25 protein-coding genes and 1 pseudogene are annotated in these 24,427 nt (G+C 41.0%); 10 read left to right on the forward strand and 16 right to left on the reverse strand.

Annotated elements, in window-relative coordinates; genetic code table 11:
* Positions 1 to 52 precede the first annotated feature (52 nt).
* The gene (locus BG00_RS10510) at positions 53 to 1,345 is read right to left on the reverse strand and encodes an anti-phage deoxyguanosine triphosphatase (protein ID WP_036982459.1); all 1,293 of its coding nucleotides are present in this window, start codon (positions 1,343 to 1,345) and stop codon (positions 53 to 55) included.
* 181 nt (positions 1,346 to 1,526) lie between these two features.
* On the opposite strand from BG00_RS10510, the gene BG00_RS10515 reads away from it, so the two are divergent.
* Entirely contained in the window at positions 1,527 to 2,336 is an 810-nt protein-coding gene (locus tag BG00_RS10515; protein ID WP_036982462.1) for a glucosaminidase domain-containing protein, read from the forward strand.
* Positions 2,329 to 2,997: a DUF2987 domain-containing protein gene (locus BG00_RS10520; protein WP_036982463.1), complete on the forward strand. Its 669-nt coding sequence runs from the start codon at positions 2,329 to 2,331 to the stop codon at positions 2,995 to 2,997. The genes BG00_RS10515 and BG00_RS10520 overlap by 8 nt, the downstream gene beginning before the upstream one ends.
* A 61-nt stretch (positions 2,998 to 3,058) precedes the next feature.
* On the opposite strand, the gene BG00_RS10525 is transcribed toward BG00_RS10520, so the two are convergent.
* Together BG00_RS10525 and BG00_RS10530 are read right to left on the reverse strand one after the other, a co-directional pair.
* Positions 3,059 to 4,237, reverse strand: coding sequence for a GGDEF domain-containing protein (locus tag BG00_RS10525; RefSeq protein ID WP_036982464.1), 1,179 nt, complete (start codon positions 4,235 to 4,237; stop codon positions 3,059 to 3,061).
* 135 nt (positions 4,238 to 4,372) lie between these two features.
* Positions 4,373 to 5,263 carry a TIGR01777 family oxidoreductase gene (locus BG00_RS10530; protein WP_036982465.1) on the reverse strand — a complete coding sequence of 297 codons (891 nt, stop codon included), beginning with the start codon at positions 5,261 to 5,263 and terminating at the stop codon, positions 4,373 to 4,375.
* Positions 5,264 to 5,696: 433 nt separating this feature from the next.
* Here BG00_RS10530 and BG00_RS10535 point away from each other — a divergent pair, with 433 nt between their 5' ends.
* Positions 5,697 to 6,740: an AI-2E family transporter gene (locus BG00_RS10535; RefSeq protein WP_013465095.1), complete on the forward strand. Its 1,044-nt coding sequence runs from the start codon at positions 5,697 to 5,699 to the stop codon at positions 6,738 to 6,740.
* Between the two features lie 40 nt (positions 6,741 to 6,780).
* On the opposite strand, the pseudogene BG00_RS17415 reads toward BG00_RS10535, so the two are convergent.
* A pseudogene (locus BG00_RS17415) lies at positions 6,781 to 7,276 on the reverse strand (FAD-dependent oxidoreductase); the annotation flags it as partial.
* Between BG00_RS17415 and BG00_RS10545 the strand changes: the two are divergent.
* The gene (locus tag BG00_RS10545; RefSeq protein ID WP_253861378.1) at positions 7,233 to 7,541 is read left to right on the forward strand and encodes a VOC family protein; all 309 of its coding nucleotides are present in this window, start codon (positions 7,233 to 7,235) and stop codon (positions 7,539 to 7,541) included. The pseudogene BG00_RS17415 and the gene BG00_RS10545 overlap by 44 nt on opposite strands.
* A 129-nt stretch (positions 7,542 to 7,670) precedes the next feature.
* Here BG00_RS10545 and BG00_RS10550 read toward each other — a convergent pair whose 3' ends face one another.
* The 5 genes from BG00_RS10550 to BG00_RS10570 all read right to left on the reverse strand — a co-directional run bounded on the left by BG00_RS10550 (position 7,671) and on the right by BG00_RS10570 (position 10,804).
* Positions 7,671 to 8,084, reverse strand: a complete 414-nt coding sequence (locus tag BG00_RS10550; RefSeq protein ID WP_036982467.1) for a hypothetical protein — start codon at positions 8,082 to 8,084, stop codon at positions 7,671 to 7,673.
* Positions 8,071 to 9,408, reverse strand: coding sequence for an ATP-binding protein (locus BG00_RS10555; protein ID WP_028835133.1), 1,338 nt, complete (start codon positions 9,406 to 9,408; stop codon positions 8,071 to 8,073). Before BG00_RS10555 ends, BG00_RS10550 begins: the two co-directional genes overlap by 14 nt.
* Positions 9,402 to 10,076: a response regulator transcription factor gene (locus BG00_RS10560; protein ID WP_008109187.1), complete on the reverse strand. Its 675-nt coding sequence runs from the start codon at positions 10,074 to 10,076 to the stop codon at positions 9,402 to 9,404. Before BG00_RS10560 ends, BG00_RS10555 begins: the two co-directional genes overlap by 7 nt.
* A gap of 3 nt (positions 10,077 to 10,079) precedes the next feature.
* On the reverse strand, positions 10,080 to 10,340 hold the full coding sequence (locus BG00_RS10565) for a PepSY domain-containing protein (RefSeq protein ID WP_036982469.1): 261 nt from the start codon (positions 10,338 to 10,340) through the stop codon (positions 10,080 to 10,082).
* 161 nt (positions 10,341 to 10,501) lie between these two features.
* Complete coding sequence (locus tag BG00_RS10570) at positions 10,502 to 10,804, reverse strand: YciI family protein (protein WP_016900387.1); 303 nt, start codon at positions 10,802 to 10,804, stop codon at positions 10,502 to 10,504.
* A gap of 188 nt (positions 10,805 to 10,992) precedes the next feature.
* On the opposite strand from BG00_RS10570, the gene BG00_RS10575 reads away from it, so the two are divergent.
* Positions 10,993 to 12,417 carry a sodium-dependent transporter gene (locus BG00_RS10575; RefSeq protein ID WP_036982471.1) on the forward strand — a complete coding sequence of 475 codons (1,425 nt, stop codon included), beginning with the start codon at positions 10,993 to 10,995 and terminating at the stop codon, positions 12,415 to 12,417.
* Positions 12,418 to 12,470: 53 nt separating this feature from the next.
* Here the strand turns inward: BG00_RS10575 and BG00_RS10580 are convergent, their stop codons facing one another.
* On the reverse strand, positions 12,471 to 13,112 hold the full coding sequence (locus tag BG00_RS10580; RefSeq protein WP_036982473.1) for a CPBP family intramembrane glutamic endopeptidase: 642 nt from the start codon (positions 13,110 to 13,112) through the stop codon (positions 12,471 to 12,473).
* A gap of 231 nt (positions 13,113 to 13,343) precedes the next feature.
* Here BG00_RS10580 and BG00_RS10585 point away from each other — a divergent pair, with 231 nt between their 5' ends.
* The 3 genes from BG00_RS10585 (at position 13,344) to BG00_RS10595 (ending at position 15,860) form a co-directional block, all read left to right on the forward strand.
* On the forward strand, positions 13,344 to 13,613 hold the full coding sequence (locus BG00_RS10585) for an HU family DNA-binding protein (protein ID WP_036954530.1): 270 nt from the start codon (positions 13,344 to 13,346) through the stop codon (positions 13,611 to 13,613).
* A 221-nt stretch (positions 13,614 to 13,834) separates the two neighbouring features.
* Positions 13,835 to 14,413, forward strand: a complete 579-nt coding sequence (locus tag BG00_RS10590) for a type 1 glutamine amidotransferase domain-containing protein (RefSeq protein WP_036982475.1) — start codon at positions 13,835 to 13,837, stop codon at positions 14,411 to 14,413.
* A 115-nt stretch (positions 14,414 to 14,528) separates the two neighbouring features.
* The gene (locus BG00_RS10595; protein WP_036979639.1) at positions 14,529 to 15,860 is read left to right on the forward strand and encodes an IS4 family transposase; all 1,332 of its coding nucleotides are present in this window, start codon (positions 14,529 to 14,531) and stop codon (positions 15,858 to 15,860) included.
* Positions 15,861 to 15,921: 61 nt separating this feature from the next.
* Here BG00_RS10595 and trpA read toward each other — a convergent pair whose 3' ends face one another.
* The 6 genes from trpA to BG00_RS10625 are packed head-to-tail and all read right to left on the reverse strand — an operon-like array spanning position 15,922 to position 22,509.
* Positions 15,922 to 16,743, reverse strand: coding sequence for a tryptophan synthase subunit alpha (gene trpA, locus BG00_RS10600; RefSeq protein ID WP_036982477.1), 822 nt, complete (start codon positions 16,741 to 16,743; stop codon positions 15,922 to 15,924).
* Positions 16,740 to 17,924 (reverse strand): tryptophan synthase subunit beta, encoded by a 1,185-nt coding sequence (gene trpB / locus BG00_RS10605; protein WP_036983443.1) that lies wholly within the window; start codon positions 17,922 to 17,924, stop codon positions 16,740 to 16,742. The genes trpA and trpB overlap by 4 nt, the downstream gene beginning before the upstream one ends.
* A gap of 7 nt (positions 17,925 to 17,931) precedes the next feature.
* Positions 17,932 to 19,296, reverse strand: coding sequence for a bifunctional indole-3-glycerol-phosphate synthase TrpC/phosphoribosylanthranilate isomerase TrpF (gene trpCF, locus BG00_RS10610; protein ID WP_036982478.1), 1,365 nt, complete (start codon positions 19,294 to 19,296; stop codon positions 17,932 to 17,934).
* Positions 19,289 to 20,326, reverse strand: a complete 1,038-nt coding sequence (trpD, locus tag BG00_RS10615; RefSeq protein WP_036982479.1) for an anthranilate phosphoribosyltransferase — start codon at positions 20,324 to 20,326, stop codon at positions 19,289 to 19,291. The genes trpCF and trpD overlap by 8 nt, the downstream gene beginning before the upstream one ends.
* Before the next feature lie 10 nt (positions 20,327 to 20,336).
* Entirely contained in the window at positions 20,337 to 20,939 is a 603-nt protein-coding gene (locus BG00_RS10620) for an aminodeoxychorismate/anthranilate synthase component II (RefSeq protein ID WP_036982480.1), read from the reverse strand.
* A 1-nt stretch (position 20,940) separates the two neighbouring features.
* Positions 20,941 to 22,509 (reverse strand): anthranilate synthase component 1, encoded by a 1,569-nt coding sequence (locus tag BG00_RS10625; protein ID WP_036982482.1) that lies wholly within the window; start codon positions 22,507 to 22,509, stop codon positions 20,941 to 20,943.
* 444 nt (positions 22,510 to 22,953) lie between these two features.
* Between BG00_RS10625 and rnm the strand changes: the two genes are divergently transcribed.
* Together rnm and BG00_RS10635 are read left to right on the forward strand one after the other, a co-directional pair.
* Entirely contained in the window at positions 22,954 to 23,808 is an 855-nt protein-coding gene (rnm, locus tag BG00_RS10630; RefSeq protein WP_036982484.1) for an RNase RNM, read from the forward strand.
* Positions 23,805 to 24,425: an L-threonylcarbamoyladenylate synthase gene (locus BG00_RS10635; protein ID WP_013465078.1), complete on the forward strand. Its 621-nt coding sequence runs from the start codon at positions 23,805 to 23,807 to the stop codon at positions 24,423 to 24,425. The genes rnm and BG00_RS10635 overlap by 4 nt, the downstream gene beginning before the upstream one ends.
* Positions 24,426 to 24,427: the final 2 nt, after the last annotated feature.

Consider the following 24,427-nt stretch of genomic DNA (forward strand, 5'->3'; position numbering starts at 1 on the left):
CTAACAAAAAGCCGAGTTACTTAAGTGACTCGGCTTTTTTATGCTCACTACTTTATTGTATGGGTGAGAACAACCGTTGATAGGTTTTATAAGCGTATTCGTCACTCATACCGCTTAAGTAGTCACAAATAATTCGCATGCCTTGATGGTGTTTTTCGGCTTCTAGGTAAAGTGCTTGCGTGGTTTCGGGTAATAACCGCATTGGATCGCTGGCAAATGCGGTAAACAGTTCAATAAGCAGATTTTGCCCTTTAAATTCTATTTGTTGCATTTGTGGGTCGCGTATCAAGCGTTGAAATACAAAATGTTTAAGTATTTGTAATACGTTTTGGTATTGCTGATCTAATTTAACGGTGTGCTTTAAAATAGGGCATTCAAAGGCATCGTTTTGTATGTCTAAATGAATATGGATAATAAAGGTATTTACTAATTCACCAATGGCATCTTTGCGCTCATGTTCGTGTTTTGAAAATAATCGCTCTGTAAGTGAGTTAAGTAGCGTATTTAACCAATCATAGTTGAGTGCTAGTAAGTGCGGCAATGCATGGGTTAACCAATCGTCTAGGCTTAATACATCGGTGGCTATGGCATCTTCAAGGTCGTGTACGGCATAGGCAATGTCATCAGCCAGTTCCATAATGGCACTATCAAGAGATTTATAGCGTGTTTTAGCTCGGTATGAATCTACAATATTTTGGCTGGTTAATAATGCTTTATCGTTTTGGCTTAGTGGTTCAATGATCCAATTAAATATAGGTGCATCGTCGTTGTAAATACCTTTAGCAGGTCGCCAGTCGTCGGCTTTTATAAACGCGCGTTGTTTATCTACTTTGGGAATGTTGTACCACAGCTGGTTGATAAAACCAGGGTACTTTATAAACCCTAATAATGTGCGTCTTGTTAAGTTCATGCCATAGCCATTACTGTAAGGCTCTAGTTTGGCAACTATTCGTAGCGTTTGTGCGTTACCTTCAAACCCACCATGATGACGCATCATGTAGTTAAGCGCAATTTCTCCGCCGTGCCCAAAGGGCGGATGGCCGATGTCGTGAGCTAAACACAAGGTTTCGAGTAATCCGGTTGATGGAAAATGTTCAAAACGAGGGTGCTGGGCTTTTAAGTGACGTAATATGCCCGTGCCTATTTGCGATACTTCTAAAGAATGGGTAAGACGTGTGCGATAAAAATCATTTAAACCAATACTCATTATTTGAGTTTTGGCTTGAAGGCGTCTAAATGCTGCAGCATGAATAATTCGAGAGCGGTCTATTTGCCAAGGAGAGCGGTTATCGTTTGGGCGGTGCTTATATTGTTCAATTATTCTATTTTGCCACTGTTTATCCATGTCACAACCTATCTCTATATCTACGACTTTAACGCTTAGTATATTATAAATAACTCACAATAGGCGTATGAATTTTATTCAGTTGTTCGGTATTCGCGTTTATAAAGTGGCTTAGGTATAATGAGCGTTCGTATGTATGTGACTACACCATACATAACTTAGAGTTTAATTGAGATAATACATGTTAAAAACTATTTTTCAGTTGTTGTTAGCCGCCCTTGTTATTTGGGCACTTACTCATCCATTTATACAAACTGATGAGTTTGTTTCAGATGAACAAACACGTGCCGACGACATTAAAAAAGAAAAGAAGAAAGAAAAACCATTGCACAATGTTAAGTTGCCAAAATTCTCAGAATACACCGATGTAAAAGAGAAAAAGCATGCGTTTTTTAACTTCATTAAGCCTCATGTAGAAGCCGAAAACAAAAAGATTTTACAGCAACGTGCAAACATTGAAATTGCGCGCATGATGCTAGAACACGACGAGCCGTTAAGTAAAAAACAAGCGAGCGATATTAAAAAAATACTTAAATTATACCGCTTACCTGAAACCTTAGACACGCTTACACTAACTCAAGCGCTGCGCCGTGTAGATATTATTCCTAAAGAACTTGCGCTAATGCAAGCAGCTAATGAGTCGGCATGGGGTACCTCTCGCTTTGCCCAAATAGGCTTAAATTTTTTTGGCCAATGGTGCTACAAAAAAGGCTGTGGCATGGTGCCAAGAAGACGTAATAATGAAGCCGAGCATGAAGTGGCTGCATTTAAATCGGTTCGCGCTGCAGTAACGTCATATTTTAGAAATATTAATACACATAATGCTTATAAACAATTACGCAGTATACGTGAAGATTTACGCGCACAGCAAAAGCCAATTAAGGCGACTAAGCTAACCCTTGGGCTGATGTCCTACTCAGAGCGTGGTGAAGCGTACATTGAAGAGCTAAATACGATGATCAATCAAAACCGAGCGTACTTTGATGAATAAACCAGTATTAAAATTAGTGACGACTATAGCGACCTGTTTTTTAACAATAGCGGCAAATAACGCCTATGCCAAAGAGTTTGTTATGTCGTATGACGGTTTTTACGACCGGTTAAAAGTAGTAAACAAAGGTGATTTTCAATACGCCCGTGTAAACTTTTATATCAGCGATATTGGTACTAATGAGGTGTGTAGTATTAAAAGCGGCACTATTTTAACTGAAAAAAATGAGTACCCGCTTAATTACACCGACAAAGCGCAATTGTTATTACCGTATGATAAGCAGCTTGATACTGACAAAGCGGTGATTGTGGTTCAGCCTAAAAATCCGGTTCATGATTGTCAGTTAAAGCTTCAAATAGAGGCCAACGAGCTAGAAGGGCTAACCTTTTCAAAGCAATCATTATTAACCATTAATAATGAGCTTGAAGCGCTTTTAACAGACTTGTCGGGCTTTTTTGTTAGCAAGCTAATGTGGTTTTTACTGCCTGAGCAAAAAGGGGTGGTTGTTACTTTTAATGCGCCTAAACAATTTGATGATGAGCACATAACATGCGAAAAATCAGTGTGTTATTTTGAAGTAACAGACAGCTGGCAAAACGACACCAAAGTATTGGCTGATATTAACGAGGTAGTTAAAGTAACACCTTGGATCAGTAAGTAATAAATTAATTGGTTTGATTATAAAGCGGGGTCAGGTTTGCCCCCGCTTTTTTATTACTAAATTAAATAATAGCAGTGGGGCTATTCATGAGTGCGCTTTTTTCATCATGAGTAACAACTTTATTGCGACCCGTTTCTTTGGCAAGATAAAGGCGTTTATCAGCTTGTAATAGCAGCGCTTGCATATTTAAATCGCGAATAAGTGCGCTACTTACTCCGGCACTAACAGACAGTGCAATGCTATTACCATTAAAATAAAAGGGATATTGATCAATACTTTTGCATAGCTTTTGGGCTAACTGCCTTGCTTGAGTAAGATTTTTTTGGTTAAGGAAAATAGCAAACTCTTCTCCGCCAATTCGAGCGGTAATGCCTGCTTCAAAAAACAATTCGTTAATATGTTGTGCAATCCACTTTATTGCTTCGTCGCCAGTTTCATGGCCATATTGGTCGTTCACTTGTTTAAAAAGATCGATATCGAGCATAATTAACGACACTCTGCTGTCAAGCGGTGCAGTGTGGGTTATTTTTTTACACAGGCGGAAAAAGCCTCGCCTGTTTAATAATTGTGTAAGCGGATCGTGATACGCTAAGTTTATTAGTTTTGATTCTTCATTGGCAAAAGCAATAAACGGCAGAATTAATGCACTGGCTGTGGTTAAAAATAAATGCGAGACCAATAATAGTTGTAATCCCGCGGCTAAGTTCGCCTGACTAATTTGGCTAAAGTAGGGTAAAACAAGGAGTACAACTTGCAACAGCATTACTACACTGTGTAGTGAAAAGCAGGCAATTAGTAGTCGTTGCTGTACTTTAGCAACACTGGGGGTTTTGACCATTAAATAGGCCGCGTAGCTAAATAATACGGCAGTAATGATACTGGTAATAATTTGCCCCGCATCAATGAGATACACAGCAAGTAGCAATGTGCAACATATAGCACAGGCATAATATAAAGGCGTTAGCTTTACTGCAGGTACCGTGCTTTGTGGTATTAACCCTAAAATAAGCAGGAGTGGGGTTAAAATAATAAATAGGTAAGCAAAAAAGTAAGTTAAAAGTGGATAGTCAATCAGCCCTCTTGAACCAATTAGGGCAATAGCAGTTATAAACGAGCAGCAGGCAGTAGCAAAAAATAAAAAGCTAGGTTGTTTTTTATATGAATACACAGAAAAAAAGAACACCGCAATAAACAAGTTAAGAATAAAACAGAGGCTAATTAATGTGGGTAAATGAAGCATGTTTTAGTTGCTCTTTTAGCTGAATAAGAAATAACGCTTAACTCATTATTAGGTAGTAACGCTAAAATAGCAAGGGAGTAAAAAGTATTGACTTTATACTCCCTCGCTACAATCTTAACCCTTTAAGACCTCTCGTTAAACTAAACTTTTTAATGCGGCATCGATTTCAGAAAAGTGAAAACGGTAATTATTTTCTAATGCTTTTTTAGGCACCACAAATTGGCCAGTTGTAAGTAGATCTGCCATTTCTCCCATTAAAACATTGAGCACAGCTGCAGGCATGGGCATAAAGGCAGGGCGTGACAATGCTTTACCCAATGATTGGCTAAATTGTTTATTGCTCACCGGATGCGGGGCAGTTGCATTTATAGCACCAGAGATATCTTGGTTACGAATCAAAAATAAAATGAGCTGCACCATGTCATCAATGTGGATCCACGACATACCTTGCTCGCCATTGCCAATTGGCCCGCCTAAACAAAGCTTAAATGCAGGCAACATTTTTCCAAGTGCGCCGCCCTTTTTAGCCAGTACAATACCTGTGCGAAGTAAGCAAACACGAGTATCGTCAGACTCAGCTTTTAATGCAGCGAGTTCCCAATCCTTACAAAGTTGGTGACTAAATTCATCGTGGGGTTCTGTGTTGTTTTCATCAACTTGGGTTTTACCTTGGCGACCATAATAGCCTATTGCACTGCCTGAAATAAACGTATGTGGTGGTGTATGACACTGATTAATTGCATCACTTATGGCTTGAGTAATTATAATTCGGCTATCGCGTATTTTTGCTTTTTGTTTATCACTCCAGCGTTTATTAACGATAGGTTCGCCGGCTAAATTAATGACAATATCGACCGTATTTAAATCGACATCGTCTAAGCTGCTAACAGCATTTACTCTGTGGCCTAACAACACTTTAGCTTTGGTTGGGTTTCTACTCAGTACCGTAATGTCGTGGTGGTGCAACAAGAAAGGGCAAAGGTGCCTACCAATTAAGCCCGTGGCGCCTGTAAAAAATATATGCATTGCAACTCCAAAATTATAAATAAAGCGGGATGTTTAAAATTTATACTCTCCAGCTCAACGATTTGCAAATTTATACGTACTAATCATTATTATGATCACCTAGGGTCTGTTGGTCTTTGCGGATTAATATTTGTTCAAACTAGGGGCGATTTAATCGCGGCGCGAGGTTTGTAACCTAGTGGGCTAAGTCAAAACCGAGCAACAAAGAGTAAATTGCCCCTAGACAGAACCCGAAGGGCAGCGCCTGTTTGGCATTAATGCTGCGTTATCGCCTATTTATGGGGAACAACCACACCACATAGGCTCTGCCTTGCCTTAATACCAAAAAGACGGCTGCAAATCTAATCTTGAAAGGCCAACAGACCCTTTAACATTTCATTCTATTAGCTTTTGCCTTACACTGAAGCCAAATAACAGTAATAGGATAAGAGTATTGGCAAGTTTAACTGGGGTAAATAAAAGCTTAATTATTTTTGCAGCGTTGGTCATTGTATTGGCGGGCATTAAAGCCGCAAGTGCTATTGTTATTCCGTTTATTTTGGCAGCATTTATCGCCATTATTTGTAGCCCACTCATTAATTTTTTTGCTCGCTACCGTATTCCAAAAGGCATAGCGGTTGTGCTTGTGGTGCTTATTATTATGGGCTTAGGTGTCAGCTTAGGCGGTTTAGTGGGGCAGTCGGTTAACGATTTTTCAAAGCAGTTACCTGAATACAAAGCACAGTTAAAAGAAGAATTTGTATGGCTGGTTGATATGGCGTCGCAATACAATATCTTAATTAATAAAGAACAAATTTTGTCTATGTTCGACCCCGGTAAAATGGTTGATGTTGCCACCAATATGTTAACCGGCTTAGGTAGCGTAATGGCCAATATGTTTTTAATTATTTTAACGGTTGTTTTTATGCTGTTTGAAGGGCCCATACTTGGTAAAAAAATACATTTAGCACTAGACGACCCCGACAGTAAAATTAAGCAAATTGACCGCTTTTTAGACTCTATCAACTCTTATTTGGCCATTAAAACCCTAGTAAGTTTAGCCACCGGTGTAATTGCTGGTTTTTACTTGTGGATACTCGATGTTGATTACTTTGTACTTTGGGGCGTACTGGCATTTATGCTTAATTACATTCCTAACATTGGTTCAATCATAGCGGCTGTGCCAGCACTGTTACTGGCGCTTATTACTCAAGGTCCTTTAGTGGCAGGCCTCGTTGGCGCGGGTTATTTAACTATAAATACCGTAATGGGTAATATTGTAGAGCCAAAATACATGGGTAAAGGGTTAGGGCTTTCTACGTTAGTGGTGTTTTTATCGTTAATATTTTGGGGCTGGTTATTAGGCTCTGTGGGAATGTTGTTATCGGTGCCGTTAACCATGATTGTAAAAATAGCGCTAGAAGCCAGTGACGAAGGGCGTTGGTTAGCAACCATGCTTGGCACAGGTGAAGAAACCGTCATTAAATCTGAAGACTAATACCTTACAAAGGCGTGCTTAAGCACGCCTTTGTAAGGTATTAAGTATTTATTAAATTAGCTAAGGCGCTATCTACGGCGTTTATAGCCCCCTCTAAATAGCCAGCCTCCTGTTGTGCAAACTCACTCCCCACAAAATGCACTGTTAGCTGTTTAAGTTGCTCGCTGAGCCCTGAAAAATTAAATTCAGGATGCTGCGATTGCAGAGGCATCATGTATTTCTACCATTGGGCCAACACGGCTAAAACATTGCCCAGATAAGTTTTTATCTCGCCAAAAAGCGTGCTCAAAGGTGGCAACAAACTTTGCTTGGCCTGCCATCCACGTAGGCACCGACGTTAAACGCTGTGTTAAAACATTATCAGCCTATAAATTCGGGGTTAAATGTGTTGGCTGATCATTCTTGGGGGGTAACGCCAACAGTAACTGTTCGCAAGTAAAGTGCTGCGTACTCCCTTGGTAATTAGCGCTTATATGCCAGCCGTTGGAGAGCTTGTTCACTTCGCTAACAACGTGTTCTAATTTAACGGTGTTTGGCTGGTCATTTGTAGATTATGGCCCAGAATATTGTAGTTTTACCGCACAAGGGGTTGATGGTGGTTTCTTTAAATCTGACTTGGTTGTTTCTACTAAAAACGGAAGCCCGTTAATTGTGTTATACAGTAATGACCTTGAAGTGACTCAAAATAAAATTGAAAAAGCTGGAGGCAAAGTAATTAAGCCTACATTTTCATTTCCCGGTGGTAGACGATTTCACTTCAGCGGTCCTAATGGAAATGAATTTGCGGTATGGTCAGAGTAATCACATTGCAAACTATATAACTACTAAAATGAAGTCTTTAAGGCTGCAGTTCCCAAAACACCAATAAACTATTCACTTAATTACCAAATCAAACCAAACCTAAGCACACATCGCTTACCTATAAACTAATTAAAGCCCCATTTTAAGCTGCTGAATAAACTGCTCGGTCATTGCTATTTCACACTCTTTGTAGGTAACAACGGCTTGTTGTGCATTAGGTTGTTTAAGCATGTAGCGCCATTGGCAGCTTCTTTGAATGTAGTTGTCTTTTGCGTTAATACTTAGTTTAAATAATGACAAAATTTGGGTGTTGCCGGTTTCGCTTTCTAATGCCGATAATTCAAAGGTACGCTTTTGGATCCAGCTATCTTGTTCTTGCTGTACTGTATTTAATTTGGCATCTAAACATTGTGTATATGCTTTGATTTGTTCGGGTAGGGCGTTCTTTTCAAGTGTGCATTCTTGCGGCGCTGCAACGCTTGGAACAGCCCAAGCAAATAACAGGGCTAGAGTAAAACAAAGGATATACTTACTTTTTTTCATGGTAATTAAACTCGAGAATAAATTTTGCGCCGCCCAAACGTTGCGACTGAGAAATAGTTAACAACCCGTGATACGACTTCACCAAGTCAGATACAATCGCCATGCCAACACCATGGCCACTCTCGTAAGTATCAAGGCGAGTACCGCGTTGAAGCAATGACTCGCGTTTATCTGGTTGAATACCCGGGCCGTCATCACAAATACTAATGCTGAGCGTTTTAGCTTGTGAAACGTCAATACTTACTTGGGATCGACAGGCTTTGCAGGCATTATCTATTAAGTTACCTAATAACTCCATTAAATCGGTTTTATCGCCTAAAAAGTAATCTTTATCACTCACTTTGCAATTAAATATGATGTCTTTATCGCGATAAACCTTACCCATTGCACTTAAGATAGAGTCGATAACCGGTTTGATGGGGGTTTGCTTTTTCCATGTATCGGAAGCCCCAGTAGCAGCACGTTTTAATTGGTGCTCGATCATCACATTAATTCTGTCGAGTTGTTCTTGTGCGTCGGCATCGTTGGCCAGTGGGCTTGATTTTAATACCGCCAACGGCGTTTTAAGTGCATGTGCTAAATCGCTGAGTGAGGCGCGGTAGCGCTCTTTTTGGCGTTGCTGCGACTCTAACAATAGGTTGAGGTCGGCTTTTATTGTTTGTAGCTCAACGGGGTATAAGCCTTTAATTTCTTGAATATCACCCGATTCAATGGCTTTTATTTCTTTATCTAGGCGCTGCAGCGGCCTTGCACTCCAAATAAAACCAATAGCCATTAACCCTGCAATGGCAATCCCCATTATAAACATCCAATCGACTAAGGTTTGTTTAAACCCGTCCATTAAACGCAGTAGGGCATCGTTGCGTTTTAGTAAAATAAATCGTGCTTGTTCTGATTGGTCAATATTATTAAGAATGACCGTTAAGCTTAACTGCCAATAGGCGGTGTTGTTATAAACCACGCGTCTAAAGTCTGCGGCACCGGCTTTGGGCTCTATATACTGAGGTACAAAATTAACGTTAACCGCAGACTCAGAATGCCAAATAGGCACATCGTCACGGTAAATCATGGCATAAGTATCAGAATTTAAGTTGTTGAGTTCGGGCGTTAAGATAGAGCTGGGCATGATAATACCGCGCTCTGTAAAATCAACCTCGGAGATGAGTGAATACAGGTGCGCTTCGAGGTTTTTTTCGGTGGCATCAACAAGTGACGCGTAATACGCCTTACCTATGGAGTAAAACAAAATAGGTAAGGCGACTAATAAAACAAAGACAAGGATAAATCCTTGCCTTATTTTTAACGAAATCTGCGGTGCTACCACTGGCTTTTAAGCCTGTAACCACGCCCACGCAGCGTTTCTACTGGGTTAAGCACACCGTCTGGGTCGAGCTTTTTACGTAAACGCAGTACAAACACTTCAATGACGTTTGAATCAAGATCGAAATCTTGGTCATAAATATGCTCTGTTAACTCAGACTTTGAAATTACTTTTTGCGGGTTAACCATTAAGTATTCAAGTACTTTATACTCGTATGCGGTTAAGCTCAGCTCTTTGTCATTTACCCACACTTGTTGTGAACGCGTATGAATTTTAATTGGGCCGGCTGTCATTTCTGGGTTTGCTTTACCTGCACTTCGACGAATAAGCGCATTACAGCGAGCAATGAGTTCTTCAACATGAAATGGCTTAGTTAGGTAGTCGTCAGCGCCGGCATCTAGGCCTTCAACTTTGTCTTGCCAGCGATCGCGTGCCGTTAAGATTAAAATAGGGATAGTGATGCCTTGGGCACGGGCTTTGTTAATAAGCTCAATGCCGTCTATTTTAGGCAGACCTAAATCAACCACCGCCATGTCTAAAGGGTATTCTGTTATATGAAAAAGGCCCGCTTCGCCATCGTGACATAAATCAACACTGTAACGCTCTTTTTCTAATGCATTGCGCAGATTGTCTGCCAAATGTAGATCATCTTCTATTACTAAAATTCGCATTGGTTAATCCTTTTTCACTTCGCCAGTTTTTTTGTTTATCTTCAAATCGACGACGTGGCCGTCAGCTTTTAAAATTCGTACTGTATAAAATTGTGTTTCTTCAGAGATTTTTAATGTTGTACCGTCTGTGGTTTGTTTTGCAAGTATTACTGCTTTCTTTTTGCTTATCTCAATTTTATCGGGTGTGCTGTTAGTATTATTTGCATGGGCAAAACTAGCCAAACAAAAAACAGCGATTAAATTGAGTGTTAATAATACACGCATTACGAAACTCCTAGAACATACCTGCTTAGCCTAAAAACTAAGCCACTAAAATTTAAATACTCTACTGGGTATTTAAATTTTATAAGACAAAGTCTAATTAAAAATGAGTGAACAAACCCTGAATTACTGGTTGCAGTTAAACAGGGGATCCCACATTGATATTAAGCAGGGAACACTTTTTTGAATGGCTTAACGATTGAGTTTTCATATACGCCACCCGCAACATAAGGATCATCTGCGGCCCATTCTCTGGCATCTTCTAAAGAGTTAAATTCAGCAATCACTAAAGAGCCAGTAAAGCCTGCATCTTGAGGGTCTTCACTATCAACCGCTGGAAGGGGGCCGGCTGTTAATAGTCGGCCTTCGTTTTCTAGCGTTTGTAAACGTGCTAAATGAGCAGGGCGAGCGGCTTTTCTGTGCTCTAAGCTGTTCTGGACGTCCGTTGAATAAATCATATACAACATAAAAATACTCTCAAAATTTGTTAAATTTAATTAACTGCATACTAGCATAGCGTTGATAATTGGTGAATTAAAAGTGTTTATGGCGATGTTTACAGCAAGAATGTTTTTTTACGCGGTAATTGCTTGAAAAGCGTTGTGTAACACTGGTAGAGTCCCTTGGATAAAATAAATAATAACAAGGTTATTACATGAGTGAAAATAGAGAGCACTTTAGCTCCCGCTTAGGATTTATATTAGCAGCGGCGGGTTCTGCTGTGGGCATTGGTAACTTAGTAGGCTTTCCAGTTTCTGCGACTAAGAATGGCGGTGGTGCATTTTTGCTCGTCTATGCTTTGTTCGTCGCATTCATTTGTTTACCCGTCATGATGGCCGAAATGGCTATGGGTCGCCACGCACAAAAAGATCCTCTTGGTGCATACAAGGCGTTAGCCAATAACGACAAAAAATGGAAGTTTGCTGGCTTTTTAGCCGTGTTAACGCCATTTATGATTGCCGTTTTTTACATGGTGATCACAGTGTGGATTTTTGGTTACTTAAGCCAAACCGCATTTGGTAATTTGGATAAGTTGGCAAACCCTGGGCACTTTGATGAGTTTATTAATAGCTACACGGTGTTTGGCTACATGGCACTGGTTGTGGTGATTGTTAACTTAATATTGGTCGGTGGCGTAAAAGATGGCATAGAAAAAGCGGCTAAATTTTTGATGCCAGCGTTATTTGTCATGCTTATTATATTAGTGGGTTACGTACTCACCCTTGATAACGCAATGGCGGGTGTAAAGTACTATATCATTCCTGATTTTAGTAAAATGAATGCCAGTGTTCTTAATGGCGCATTGAGCCAAGCGTTTTTCTCGTTGTCGTTAGGTATGGGTATTTTAATTACGTATGCCTCTTACATTTCTAAAAAAGATGACATTGTGGGTAGTGCGAAAATGGTTGCCATTACCGACTCATTAGTTGCCTTTGTTGCAGGCTTAATGGTGTTACCGGCTATTTTTAGCTTTGACCCAAATACCGATCCAACAAAGTTATCTGACTCGTCAGTTTCAATGATTTTTGTGTACTTACCAAAAATATTATTAGCGTTACAACACGATATTGGCTACTTTGGTGCCTCTGCCGTGGCGTTTATTTTCTTTTTGCTGGTATTTTTTGCCGCAATTACATCATTGGTATCGATTGTCGAAGTGCCGACTGCCACACTAAGTGACCGTAAAGGTATTAGCCGTAAAAAAGCGCTAGGCATACTTACCTTATCAACCGGTGTGTTAACCATTATGTGTATTATGTCGTTTGGTATGATTGACAGCCTTACAACCCTTACTAGCTACGGCAGTGGTAACAAGAGCTTTTTTGATATTGTATATGACGTGTTCTACGACACTATTTTACCACTCAATGGTTTAATGGTGTGTTTGTTTGTAATGTATAAATGGAAGAAGGTTCGTTTAAGTGAAGAGCTAAGACAAGGTTCGCCTAATTATGCGAATAGCTTTATGGAAAAGTACGTTAACTTTTCACTGCAAACGTTTATTCCAGCGATTTTACTGCTTATTTTTGTAAACACCGTTGCGACCAAGTTTTTTAATATCAGTATTTTTGGTTTTTAATTAAACTTAATTTAATCAAGCCGCGCTTGTCGCGGCTTTTTTGTTGCGGTTAGTTAATTCAGTGCACCCGAATCTAAGTAGTCACCAATCCCTAGGGTAAACATCCAAATACCCCATAAGCTGTGCTCAATAACACAGGCAAAAGTTGAGCGGCTTTGCGCGTAGGTATAGGCAAATAGTAAGCCACCGACAAACGCTAAACTAACAGCTATCCAATTGGCGTATATAATATGTGCCAATGCGAATACACTGGCACTAATAATAATGCGCAACCATTTACTGGGCATAATGCGCTTATAGCGATGAAAAAAATACGTTCTAAATATTAACTCTTGCGGGATCACCGACAACAAAGGGTAGAGCAGCAATAGCATCAGCCAATCGGTGAGGTTTTCACGCGGTAAAGTAAACCAGTGTCCTTGGTAGAGTAGGTTATAAAACACCCCTGAAAATAATGCGCCAATAAAGAAAAAGCTAAACATACGGCGCTTCACAGCAGAAAAGTGCCCCATACTGGTTAATCTAATGCGCTTAAAGTGAATGTCGTTTAGCAGCAGCATACAGCACACACTCATTAAAATGATCAGTGCTGGAATAAGCCAGTTAGATAAATACTGGCGAATATTAAAGCCAATTAAAGGCAGGATGATAAAAATAAAGGTAAATTCAAACCAGCGGTATTGATTAGCGTTCACGTTTGCTCACGGTGATTTTTATTTCATCTTAGCAAGCGATTAAGTCATCTTTATGACTATAAAACAGCCAAACTGATTATATTTAACGCCACTCATTACCCCTTATGCACTTTGGGCTTGGTTAAGGTTGACTTACCCCCTTGTAACCCTTAGCCTGCCTGCTTTTATTTTTACATCATTGTATTGCCACGCTAGTTGGCTAAAGCCAGCGCGTGTATTTAGGAGCAAAAAATGAATAAGGCAGAACTTGTTACAGCCATGGCACACACGAGCGAGTTAACAAAAAAAGACGCACAAGCAGCGTTAACCAGCTTACAAAAGGTGATTACCAAATCATTGTCTGAAGGCGATCAGGTACAAATATCTGGTTTTGGCACTTTTGCATTAAGTTACTACCCAGCCCGTACAGGTCGTAATCCACAAACCGGCGAAGCAATAGAAATAGAAGGGGCTAATAAAGCCGTATTTAAGCCAGCCAAAGCGTTAAAAGACAGCCTTTAATTGTCAATGCCTGTAAGGGAGTTTTGTTATTCAAACAAAGCATGTACCTTGCAGGCTATTTTTATTATTCCTAAGTGGTCGTGTAGTATCTGCAACCACTGTAAATAATTTACATAGCACTCTAATCTCCTTATATAAAACGCCAATATTATCAGTATGTTATTTTTGGTATGTGGTATGCAAACTGCTCTGTGTATCAAAAATAAGATAAGGAGTATTTAATGAGTAATTTACATAGCAGCACCCGTTTACAAGGTAAAAAAATTGCCATTTTAGCCACCGATGGATTTGAACAAAGCGAGCTACTTTCGCCGCAAAGCGCATTACTAAAGGCGGGCGCCGATATAGAGGTGGTGTCTATTAAAGAAGGGCAGATCACTGGTTGGAATAAAGATAATTGGGGTGAAAAAGTAACCGTTGATAAATTAGCATCAGATGCCAATGCCACTGACTATGATGCACTTTTATTGCCAGGTGGTTTGTTTAATCCCGATAGCTTACGTCAAAATAAAGATGCCAAAGCGTTTGTTGATGGCTTTTTTGGAGCTAAGAGAAACAAACCCGTGGCCGCTATTTGCCACGCGCCGTGGTTATTAGCTGAAATTAATAAGCTCAGAGATAAAAAAGTGACTTCTTTCCCTAGTATTAAAAGCGATTTAATTAACGCCGGAGCTCATTGGGTAGATCAAGAGGTGTGTGTTGATAACGGCTTAGTCACTAGCCGCAGCCCTGAAGATTTAGATGCATTTAATGCAAAATTTATTGAAGAAATACTTGAAGGTAAGCACCAAGCGCATTAGCTGTGGGCTTTTAAATAGAAAAGGGCATATTACATTAATGCGGATCGTTTAAGTTAATTGAACGATCTTTCAGAGGCTTCATAATAGGCTACAACAAAAGTTGTGGCCTATTTTTATGTCTGAATTTATTAAAGAATTACACCTTACTACTGAGTTTAGCCAAGATCGTGATATTGATTCGTTTACTAAGCATATTCCCCTTGAGTGGATTGAAGCAGCCGTTACTCAAACAGGGAGAGCCTCTGTGCGTAAACGACGTTTCCCCGCCGAGCAAGCTGCTTGGCTTGTATTAGGGATTGGTTTATTAAGAAACCGCTCAATATCTGAAGTCTGTGACAAACTAGAGCTCGCTTTTCCTGACGCTAAAGGAGAGCTTCCACCATTGGCGACGAGCAGTATTATAAAAGGGAAAGAAAAGCTAGGCGCAGCGCCTATGAAACACCTTTTTAAACATACAGCAACGCAGTGGGAGCAGTCGCAAACTTTTGATGACGTGTGTGGTTTAAAGCTGCTCAGCATTGACGGTACACAATTTAAAACTCAAGATACACCGAGTAACCGTCACTTTGGCTATGCTAAATCGACAACAAACTTCCCCTCAGTACTTGCTGTGACCTTGATGTCGACAAGAACGCATTTAATATCCGATGCAGCGTTTGGCCCCATTACTCAAAGTGAAATTCATTATGCTCAACAGCTTGTTGGCTCAGCACCTGAATATTCATTGACGCTATTTGATAGAGGTTTCTTTTCGGCTGAACTATTTACGAGCTGGCAAGGCGTTAGCGAAAATCATCATTGGCTTACGCCCATCAAAAGCAAAATGCGCTATGAAATAACGGAGTCATTTAGCGATTACGACCACTTAATAACAATGCCTATTTCACCACAAGCTAAGAAATCAGCCCCTTACCTAGGTGATACATGGCAAGCAAGGCTTATTCAAATTCCGACACCTAAAGGGGAAATAAAAGGGTTCATCACCTCATGCGTCTGTCCAGAAAAGTACCCGCTGAAAGCGCTACTCGATGTGTATTGGCAACGATGGGAAATAGAGCGAGGCTATGGTGAGCTCAAGCAATATCAACTATCAAATAAACCAGCATTACGGAGCCTGAAACAGGAAGGTATTTATCAAGAGCTCTGGGGTATTCTGACATCATATAATATCGTGAGACTTGAAATGGCAGAGATGGCTAAAGCCCATAAAGTTGAGCCATTACGCATCAGTTTTATTAACGCATTATACCTCATACAAGACGAGTTTTTATGGTGTTCAGGTCGAAGCCCAGGGACAATCCCTAAAAAGCTAAAAGAACTACGTGAAAACGGTAAACGGCTAATATTACCGGAGAAAAGAAAGCGAAAAGCTTATCCGCGAGCGGTGCTGGCAAAGACACAAAAATATCCGGTTAGATATAAACGAAAAAACACCACTCGCTCTTAAACGAGTGGTGTTACATATTACATGCCCTTTTTTATTGATAATGATAAAACACAGCTTGCTATTAAAGTGCAGTAGCGGCTTTCATATCGCTTACAAATGTTTTTAGCTGCGTGGTCATTGCATCTAAATCATCTAAGTTTGCTTCAATAACTTTTACCACAGCAGAGCCCGAAATAGCCCCCGCAGCACCGGCTTTAAGTGCCGCTTTTACATCTTCAGGCGTTGAAATACCAAAGCCTAATAATGCAGGTGCACTGTGGTACTCTTGTAAGCGCGTAACCACATGGGTTGCTGGCATTTGTGCTTTGGTGTCTGTACCTGTTACCCCAGCACGAGAAAGCAAGTAGGTGTAGCCACGGCCGTATGATGCACATTCACGCAGGGTATCGTCACTGGCGTTCGGTGTAGCGATAAAAATCGGGTCGATACCATTGGCCATGGCGGCTTTTCTAAACATTTTAGACTCATGTAATGGCACATCAGCCACTAAAATAGAGTCAACACCCACTGCTTTTGCATCGGTGTAAAACTTTTCTAAGCCACGTTTAAATATTAAGTTTGAATACAATAACAAACCAATTGGAATGTCGGCGTTATATTCACGGATCTCTTTAATAATATCAAAGCAGTCTTGCGTATTAATATGCACGTTTAAGGCACGAATATTGGCTTTTTGAATGACAGGGCCATCGGCAATCGGGTCGGAAAAAGGAATACCTAATTCAAGCCCGTCAGCACCGCCGTCAATTAAGCTTTTAATAATTTCGATGCTTTGCGCTTTACCTGGATCGCCAATGGTCACAAACGGTACAAAAGCACCCTGGTTTTGCTCTTTAAGCGCGGCAAACATTTGTCCATAACGGTCAGTTTTTACGTGGCTCATAGTTGACCTTCCTCTGATAATACCTTGTGTACGTGGGCTAAGTCTTTGTCGCCACGACCACTTAAATTAATAACAATGATACTGTCTTGCGTTTGCTCTTCTGCATATTCGAGGGCATAGGCTAGCGCATGACTTGATTCAAGCGCAGGAATAATCCCTTCGTGTTTAGCTAATGCTTGAAAGGCATCAAGTGCTTTGGTGTCGGTAATACCGACATATTGAGCACGGCCAGTTTCGTGCAAAAAGGCATGTTGAGGGCCAACTGCGGGGTAATCTAGTCCCGCCGATACAGAGTAAGACTCTTCAATTTGGCCATCTGTATTTTGCATAATATAAGTGTAAGTACCGTGCAAAATACCTTTTGTTCCTTTACAGATAGTTGCGCCATGTTCGTGCGTGTCTAACCCTTTACCTGCAGGTTCAACGCCAATGAGTTTAACGCTTGGCTCATCAATAAAATCGCTAAACATACCAATTGCGTTAGACCCACCACCTACACACGCAATAACCGCATCAGGCAAACGGCCTTCGGCTTTAAGTACTTGTTGTTTTGCTTCTTCACCAATAATTTTTTGATATTCACGTACTATAGTCGGGAATGGGTGAGGACCCGCTGCAGTACCTAAAAGGTAATGAGCTTCTTGATAATTGGCAGACCAATCACGCAGTGCCTCGTTAACCGCATCTTTTAATGTACCCGAGCCTGCGGTTACCGGAATAACTTCAGCGCCCATTAGCTTCATTCTAAATACATTTGGTTGTTGGCGTTCAACATCTTTTGCACCCATATAAATGCGGCATTTTAGTCCAAGTAACGCACAGGCAAGTGCCGTTGCAACGCCGTGCTGGCCGGCGCCTGTTTCAGCAATCACTTCTTTTTTACCCATACGTTTGGTAAGCAGTGCTTGGCCTAAAACTTGGTTTGTTTTGTGCGCACCACCGTGGAGTAAATCTTCACGCTTTAAGTACAATTTTACTTTTGGGTTTTTAACTAAGTTACGCGTTAAAGTAAGCGGGGTAGGACGACCCGCATACTCGTTGAGTAATTTACTTAGCTCTGCCTGAAATTCAGGATCTTTTTGTGCTTTATTAAATTCGTTTTCTAACTGCTTAAGCGCAGGGACAAGCAGTTGGGGTACAAACATACCGCCAAACTCGCCAAAATAAGCTGGATTTTGCATTTTAACCTCAATAATTTCTGATACTTGTAAAAGCATGATGTAGTTTGTTTGCACACTTTTTACCTGGAGACTCTTCAACACCTGAATTTAAATCAAGCCCAAGAGCACCTTGAAAAAGTGCATCGCTAATATTGTCTGGGTTTAAGCCGCCAGCAAGCATAAATGGGGTCGTGGCATCGCGAAGTACAGACCAATCAAATGTTTTGCCTGTGCCGCCAGCCTGTGAATCACTGTGGGTGTCGTATAAATGGCGATCGGCTCCTGTAATCGGTTGAGGCAAAGCACTTTTGATGGCCTGTGCTTTCCATATTTCACAATGACGTGGTAGTTCATTACGTAAGGATGCAATGTAATGTTCATCTTCTTGGCCATGTAATTGAACAGCAGACAGTTTTAGTTGTTTTGCGTGCTCAGCAACCTCTGCTATGGCGGCATTAACAAACACCCCAACAAATTTTAAAGGGGCACTTTGGCTGATTTCTTTGGCGCAATCTAAATTGACAAAGCGCGGTGATTTTGGATAAAAAATTAATCCGCCATAAAGGGCACCGTTGTCGTAAGCCGCAATGGCATCTTGATTACGGGTTAATCCACAGACTTTGTTTTCGCCTAGGATTACGCGGCGGCACGCTTGTAATAAATCAGCCTCAGCCATTAATGAGCTGCCAATTAAGAATCCATTACATAAAGGCGCTAAACGTTTTACATCTTGATGGGTATAAATACCTGACTCTGAAATAACCACTTTATCGTTAGGAATAAGTTTACGTAGTCGTTCGGTTGTGGCTAAGTCGGTGCTTAAATCGCGCAAGTCACGATTATTAATACCTATTATTTGTGCATTGAGTGCCAGTGCACGATGCACTTCTTCTTCGTTACTCACCTCAGTTAGTACCGACATATTTAACGAATCGGCGACGGCATGCAGTGCTTTATACTGCTTATCGTCAAGCACTGATAGCATCAGTAATATAGCGTCACCACCATAAATACGTGCCATATAGACTTGGTATTCATCAATAAAAAAGTCTTTACAAATAAGTGGCTGCTCTACTTGGCTGCGCACAAACTCAAGGTAATCAAAGCTACCCTGAAAGTACTTTTCGTCAGTTAATACACTCATACAAGTGGCATACTGCTTATACGCTTGGGTGATTTCTGTTAAATCAAACGGCTGACGAATTAACCCTTTAGAAGGCGATGCCTTTTTGCACTCTAAAATAAACTGCGTGCCAGGTGCCGCTAACGCTTGATAAAAGCTACGTGTGGTGGGTTTAGCTTGATGCTTAAAGCTCTCAAGTGGGCGCGCTGCTTTGCGTTCAATGAGTTCTATTTTTTTATCGGCAATAATTTTGTCTAATACATTAGCCATGACTTACCTCAATAATTGCATTTAGTGTGTCCATGGCCTTGCCTGAACGTAATAATGAGTGTGTTATTTGTGCACCTTGTTTTAACGATTGTGCTTGGCCAGTTAAGTACAGCAATGCAGCAACGTTAACAATAATAGCGGCGTTATGTGCCTCGCTACCTTTGCCCTGTAAAATGGCAAGGCTGGCGTTTGCATTGTATTGTGGGCCTTCACCGGCTAATTGTTCAAGTGAATAGTTTGCAAGGTCAAAATCACTAGGGTTGAGTGTGTATTGGGTGATTTTGCCGTTATCCAGCTCAACAACCTGTGTTGGGCCATGCAAGGCGATTTCGTCGGTGCCAGAGCCGTGAACTATCATAGCGCGCTTAGTGCCCAGAGTATGAAGAGTTTGCGCCATAGGTAGGCACAAAGATTCATCGTATACCCCCAGTAATTGAACATCAGGGGCCGCAGGGTTAGCTAGCGGCCCAAGAATATTAAAAATAGTACGGGTTTTTAAAGTGGTTCGTACGTTCATCGCATGGCGCACGCCGCTGTGATAGTGCGGTGCAAATAAAAAGGTAAAATTTGTATGTTCAAGGCATTTAGCCGCTTGCGTGGGAGTCATATCAATATTGATCCCCAAGGCTTTGAGTAAATCAGCAGACCCTGAGTTACTCGATACACTGCGATTGCCATGTTTTACCATATTAACACCGGCAGCGGCTGCCACAACTGCCGCGGTTGTACTGATATTAATAGTGTTCGAACCATCGCCACCGGTACCACAGCTATCGGCAAGTTGAGTTTTATTGGTTATAAATGCCACGGCGTTTTCACGCATTGAGGCCGCGGCACCGGCGATTTCATCGCTTATTTCACCTTTCATTTTAAGGCTAATTAACAGTGCAGAGAGCTCAATATCGCTCATATTCCCTTGCATTATTTGATCAAAAAGTGTTTTTGCTTGTGCATAGCTCAATGATTGCTTGGCAATAACGTGCTCAATAGCCTGTTGAACATTAAGCGAGTTTTGTAATTGTGTAGTCATAATGTTCCCTTTATTTGGCACGCGTTAAATAGGCAACGCTTTGCTGCAGCAGCATAGCGCCATTGGGCGTTAAAATAGATTCTGGGTGGAATTGATAACCCAGCGCAGTGTCTTGATGATGATAAATAGCCATTGGAATATTTTGATACTTTGCAATAACCGCTAAGTTATCAGGTACTTTTGTGGCCATTAATGAGTGATAACGCGCCACTGGCATAGTGCTGCCCATTCCGTTAAACACCGGGTGATCGTCTAACTCAATAATTGATGATTTACCATGTACGGTTTCACCAGCATGACCGATTACTCCGCCGTAACTTTGTGTTAGTGCTTGTTGGCCTAAACAAATGCCTAGCATTGGAAATTTACCTTTGCACAAGCTAATTAATTCCATTAGGCAGCCCGCATCACTGGGTGCCCCTGGGCCTGGCGATAAAACCAGTAATACCTGCTTGTGCTCTGCCTGCATTTTGTTGAATATTACTTCAGCGCTAATGTTATTTCTGTAAACAACTAACTCAGCACCTAGCATTGTTAGTTCATCAACAAGGTTATAGCTAAATGAGTCAAAGTTATCTAAAAAGTAAATTTTAATAGGGTGTGCTTCACTCATTTTATACAGCCTCATATGTCGATTTAATCGCGGTGATCACCGCCTGTGCTTTTGCGCGGGTTTCGTTAGCCTCTGACATTGGGTCTGAATCAAACACAACCCCAGCGCCAGCTTGCACATAAGCAATATTATTTTTAACAAAGGCTGCACGAATAACAATACAGCTGTCCATTGCACCATCACCAGTTAAATAGCCAACTGCGCCGCCATAACTGCCGCGGCGCTTTCCTTCGGTTTGGCGCACAAGCTCTGCAGCTCTTACCTTTGGCGCGCCCACTAATGTGCCCATGTTCATACAGGCTTGATAAGCATGCAGGGCATCTAGTTCGGGTTTTAATTTCCCCACCACGCGCGACACTAAGTGCATTACTTGTGAGTAACGGTCTACTTTTAATAGCTCTTTGGCATGGCGCGTACCCGGCATGCTAATGCGCGCCACATCATTACGCGCTAAATCAACCAGCATTAAATGCTCTGCACGTTCTTTTTGATCGTTTCTAAGCTCAAGCTCAATACGGCTATCTAAATCAGGGTTGATTTTTCCATTAGCAAATTTGCCGCGAGGGCGTGTGCCGGCAATCGGATAAACCTCGACCTGTTGGGATTTAACTTCGTATTTAAGCGCGGACTCAGGAGATGCGCCAAATAATGAGAAATCTTCATCGCGCATATAAAACATGTACGGACTAGGGTTTTGTTTTTTTAGCTGGCTGTAGGCATGTAAAGAGTCAGGACAGGGTAGTGAGAAGGTACGAGAGGGCACCACTTGAAAAATATCGCCATCGACTATGTGTCGCTTGAGCTTAATTACTTGCTGGCAGTATTGCTCATCACTAATATCAACACTCACTGGGCAGTCGCCAGTTTGGCTTGGTGCGCTGAAATCAGCAGCATGGTTGCATAATGTATTCAAGCGCTCTAATTGTTTGCCTACTTCAAAGCAGTTTGCATGTACATCAGGGCCATTAAATACGTTACCAATTAATTCCGTTGTTTGTTTTTGATGATCAATAACAACCAGAGTTTCTGCTAAATAAAAAACATAGTCTGGACAGGTGTTTTCCCCGTCGGGTACATAGGTGAGTTGTTCAAAATTAGCCACCATGTCGTAGGCAAATACACCGCCTAAAAACACCGAGAATGGATTGTTAGTGGTACTTTTAATGCTGTTTAAACAGGTGCGTAATGCGCTAAAAGCATTATCTGCAATCAGCTTACTGGCTTGGTCTATTGTGTCATCTGTTGGGTGATACGCCAGTGTTAGTGTGGTATCGGATAACTGTGATGCGCAGTTTTTTACATTAGCTTGTAAATAACTGAGTAACTGCTGCCCGTTATTTGATTGTGCTGTTACGCTCACTTGATTGCCTTGGCAGACAATACGCAGTGCACAATCAACGAGTATTAAGCTTTTTACGCTATCTTTAGAATCTATCTCTGCAGATTCAAGTAATAGTGAGTTAGGTTTATCAAGTGCGGCATACAATGCAAGTGGGCTACTTATGTAGTCTCGTACTTGCGTTATGCTGGTCACTTCACCTGGTGTTGTTGTTATATGACTAAAAATCAAACCTCATCCCCTAAAAAAATAAAACCCCGCAATGCTAAGCAGTGCGGGGTTTGAATAACGATGTCTAAATTATAGATAGACCATTACCGTCCCGCTATGCCAGGCGCCACCACCAATGATGTGTAAGAGTGTTTACGTTATTCATGTTTTTAATTCCTGTTAATTTTGTATTGCAAAATTTAGTTATAAAAAAACCCGCATGGTAGCGGGTTAGAATTTTTTGTTTAGACACGACAATTCATCACCCTTGATTTTAAGAGTGCCACCACCAAATGATGTTGTGAATTGTATTTTTCATTGTTGTTAATTCTTTAATGTCTAAAAGTGGCTACAGTAAAACGTATCAACTGCTTTTGTGTCAAGTGTTTATTTAAAACAATTTAGTTAAAAAACTTGTTATACTGAGTAAAACACCGTTAAACCCTAAATTTAAGTAGTTTTCATTTGATAAAATACGACCTACATAGCCACACCACGCACTCAGACGGCCATTTAACCGTTGAGGAATTATTAGCGCGAGCAGTCGACAAAAATATTGATGTATTTGCTATTACCGATCACGATACGGTGGCTGCTATTGAACCTGCACGGGCTTTTATCAAAAGTGAAAATTTGCCGCTTAAACTTATTAACGGGGTTGAAATATCAACCAAGTGGGAAAGTTTTGAAATTCATATTGTTGGACTAAATATTGATACTAACGATAGTACCTTGCATATATTACTGAGCGAGCAGCAGCAAAAACGCGAAACCCGCGCAATAGAGATTGGCCATCGACTAAATAAAAACGGATTCGATGGTATTTACCAACAAGCTCGCGAGCTGGCCGAAAATGCACAAATTACCCGCGCTCACTTTGCCAGAGCATTGATTGAGCGTGGTGTAGCTAAAAACTTTCCTGGGGTATTTAAAAAGTATTTAGGGCGAGGTAAAACCGGTTACGTGCCAAGTAATTGGTGTAATATGCAAACAGCTATTGCGGCGATTCATGCCGCAGGTGGGGTGGCCGTTTTAGCGCACCCAAGTAGCTATAAAATGTCGAACAAGTGGCTACGTAAATTGTTAGTGGAATTTAAATCAGTAGGCGGAGATGCAATGGAAGTTGCGCAGCCGCAGCAGGCGCCAAGTGAACGTCAGTTTTTAGGGCTATTGAGCCAAGAATACGAGCTACTTTGCTCACAAGGCTCTGATTTTCATTTTCCGACTAGCTATTTAGAACTTGGAAAAAATTTATACTTACCTAAAGATTGCCAAGGGGTTTGGCAAACATGGGAAAAGCACGAAGGAGTTGCATTATGAGTCAATTATTTCATATACATCCAGATAATCCACAGCCTAGATTAATTTCTCAAGCTGTTGATATTATTAAACAAGGCGGCGTAGTTGTGTATCCTACAGATTCAGGATACGCGATAGGCTGTAATTTAGGTAATAAGCAAGCTAAAGAGCGCATTGAACGTATTCGTGGTATTGAAAAACATCACAATTTTACTTTGGTATGCCGTGATTTATCTGAGCTGTCTACTTATGCGCGTGTTGATAACCAAATGTTTAGGCTTATTAAAAATAATACCCCAGGGCCTTACACGTTTATTTTTAAAGGTACAAAAGAAGTGCCTAAGCGGTTATTAAACGACAAGAAAAAAACCATAGGCATACGTGTTATAGAGCACCCAATAGCGTGTGCTTTATTAGCTGAGCTGGGTGAGCCCTTAATGTCGTGCTCACTTATTTTACCGGGCGAAGAGTTTACTCAAGCTGATCCCGATGACATTTTAGAGCGCCTTGATAAACATGTGGACTTAATTATTCATGGTGGGTATTTACCTGAGCAGGCGACCACAGTGATTGATTTATCAGAAGATGATATTCAAATTCTTCGTGTTGGTTGCGGTGATACAACGCCATTTGAATAACA

Origin of the sequence: Pseudoalteromonas sp. SCSIO_11900 (genome assembly GCF_000576475.1) — a bacterium.
GTDB classification, from domain to species: Bacteria; Pseudomonadota; Gammaproteobacteria; order Enterobacterales; family Alteromonadaceae; genus Pseudoalteromonas; species Pseudoalteromonas tetraodonis.

What these genes read in the sequence shown, in the direction of transcription:
- BG00_RS10565 (WP_036982469.1), bottom strand. Translation starts at nt 10,340, where the DNA reads ATGCGTGTATTATTAACACTCAATTTAATCGCTGTTTTTTGTTTGGCT.
- BG00_RS10520 (WP_036982463.1), top strand. Translation starts at nt 2,329, where the DNA reads ATGAATAAACCAGTATTAAAATTAGTGACGACTATAGCGACCTGTTTT.
- BG00_RS10635 (WP_013465078.1), top strand. Translation starts at nt 23,805, where the DNA reads ATGAGTCAATTATTTCATATACATCCAGATAATCCACAGCCTAGATTA.
- BG00_RS10560 (WP_008109187.1), bottom strand. Translation starts at nt 10,076, where the DNA reads ATGCGAATTTTAGTAATAGAAGATGATCTACATTTGGCAGACAATCTG.
- BG00_RS10570 (WP_016900387.1), bottom strand. Translation starts at nt 10,804, where the DNA reads ATGTTGTATATGATTTATTCAACGGACGTCCAGAACAGCTTAGAGCAC.
- BG00_RS10575 (WP_036982471.1), top strand. Translation starts at nt 10,993, where the DNA reads ATGAGTGAAAATAGAGAGCACTTTAGCTCCCGCTTAGGATTTATATTA.
- trpD (WP_036982479.1), bottom strand. Translation starts at nt 20,326, where the DNA reads ATGACTACACAATTACAAAACTCGCTTAATGTTCAACAGGCTATTGAG.
- BG00_RS10620 (WP_036982480.1), bottom strand. Translation starts at nt 20,939, where the DNA reads ATGAGTGAAGCACACCCTATTAAAATTTACTTTTTAGATAACTTTGAC.
- BG00_RS10590 (WP_036982475.1), top strand. Translation starts at nt 13,835, where the DNA reads ATGAGTAATTTACATAGCAGCACCCGTTTACAAGGTAAAAAAATTGCC.
- BG00_RS10530 (WP_036982465.1), bottom strand. Translation starts at nt 5,263, where the DNA reads ATGCATATATTTTTTACAGGCGCCACGGGCTTAATTGGTAGGCACCTT.
- BG00_RS10550 (WP_036982467.1), bottom strand. Translation starts at nt 8,084, where the DNA reads ATGAAAAAAAGTAAGTATATCCTTTGTTTTACTCTAGCCCTGTTATTT.
- BG00_RS10510 (WP_036982459.1), bottom strand. Translation starts at nt 1,345, where the DNA reads ATGGATAAACAGTGGCAAAATAGAATAATTGAACAATATAAGCACCGC.
- trpA (WP_036982477.1), bottom strand. Translation starts at nt 16,743, where the DNA reads ATGAGCCACGTAAAAACTGACCGTTATGGACAAATGTTTGCCGCGCTT.
- BG00_RS10525 (WP_036982464.1), bottom strand. Translation starts at nt 4,237, where the DNA reads ATGCTTCATTTACCCACATTAATTAGCCTCTGTTTTATTCTTAACTTG.
- BG00_RS10515 (WP_036982462.1), top strand. Translation starts at nt 1,527, where the DNA reads ATGTTAAAAACTATTTTTCAGTTGTTGTTAGCCGCCCTTGTTATTTGG.
- BG00_RS10595 (WP_036979639.1), top strand. Translation starts at nt 14,529, where the DNA reads ATGTCTGAATTTATTAAAGAATTACACCTTACTACTGAGTTTAGCCAA.
- trpCF (WP_036982478.1), bottom strand. Translation starts at nt 19,296, where the DNA reads ATGGCTAATGTATTAGACAAAATTATTGCCGATAAAAAAATAGAACTC.
- BG00_RS10585 (WP_036954530.1), top strand. Translation starts at nt 13,344, where the DNA reads ATGAATAAGGCAGAACTTGTTACAGCCATGGCACACACGAGCGAGTTA.
- trpB (WP_036983443.1), bottom strand. Translation starts at nt 17,924, where the DNA reads ATGCAAAATCCAGCTTATTTTGGCGAGTTTGGCGGTATGTTTGTACCC.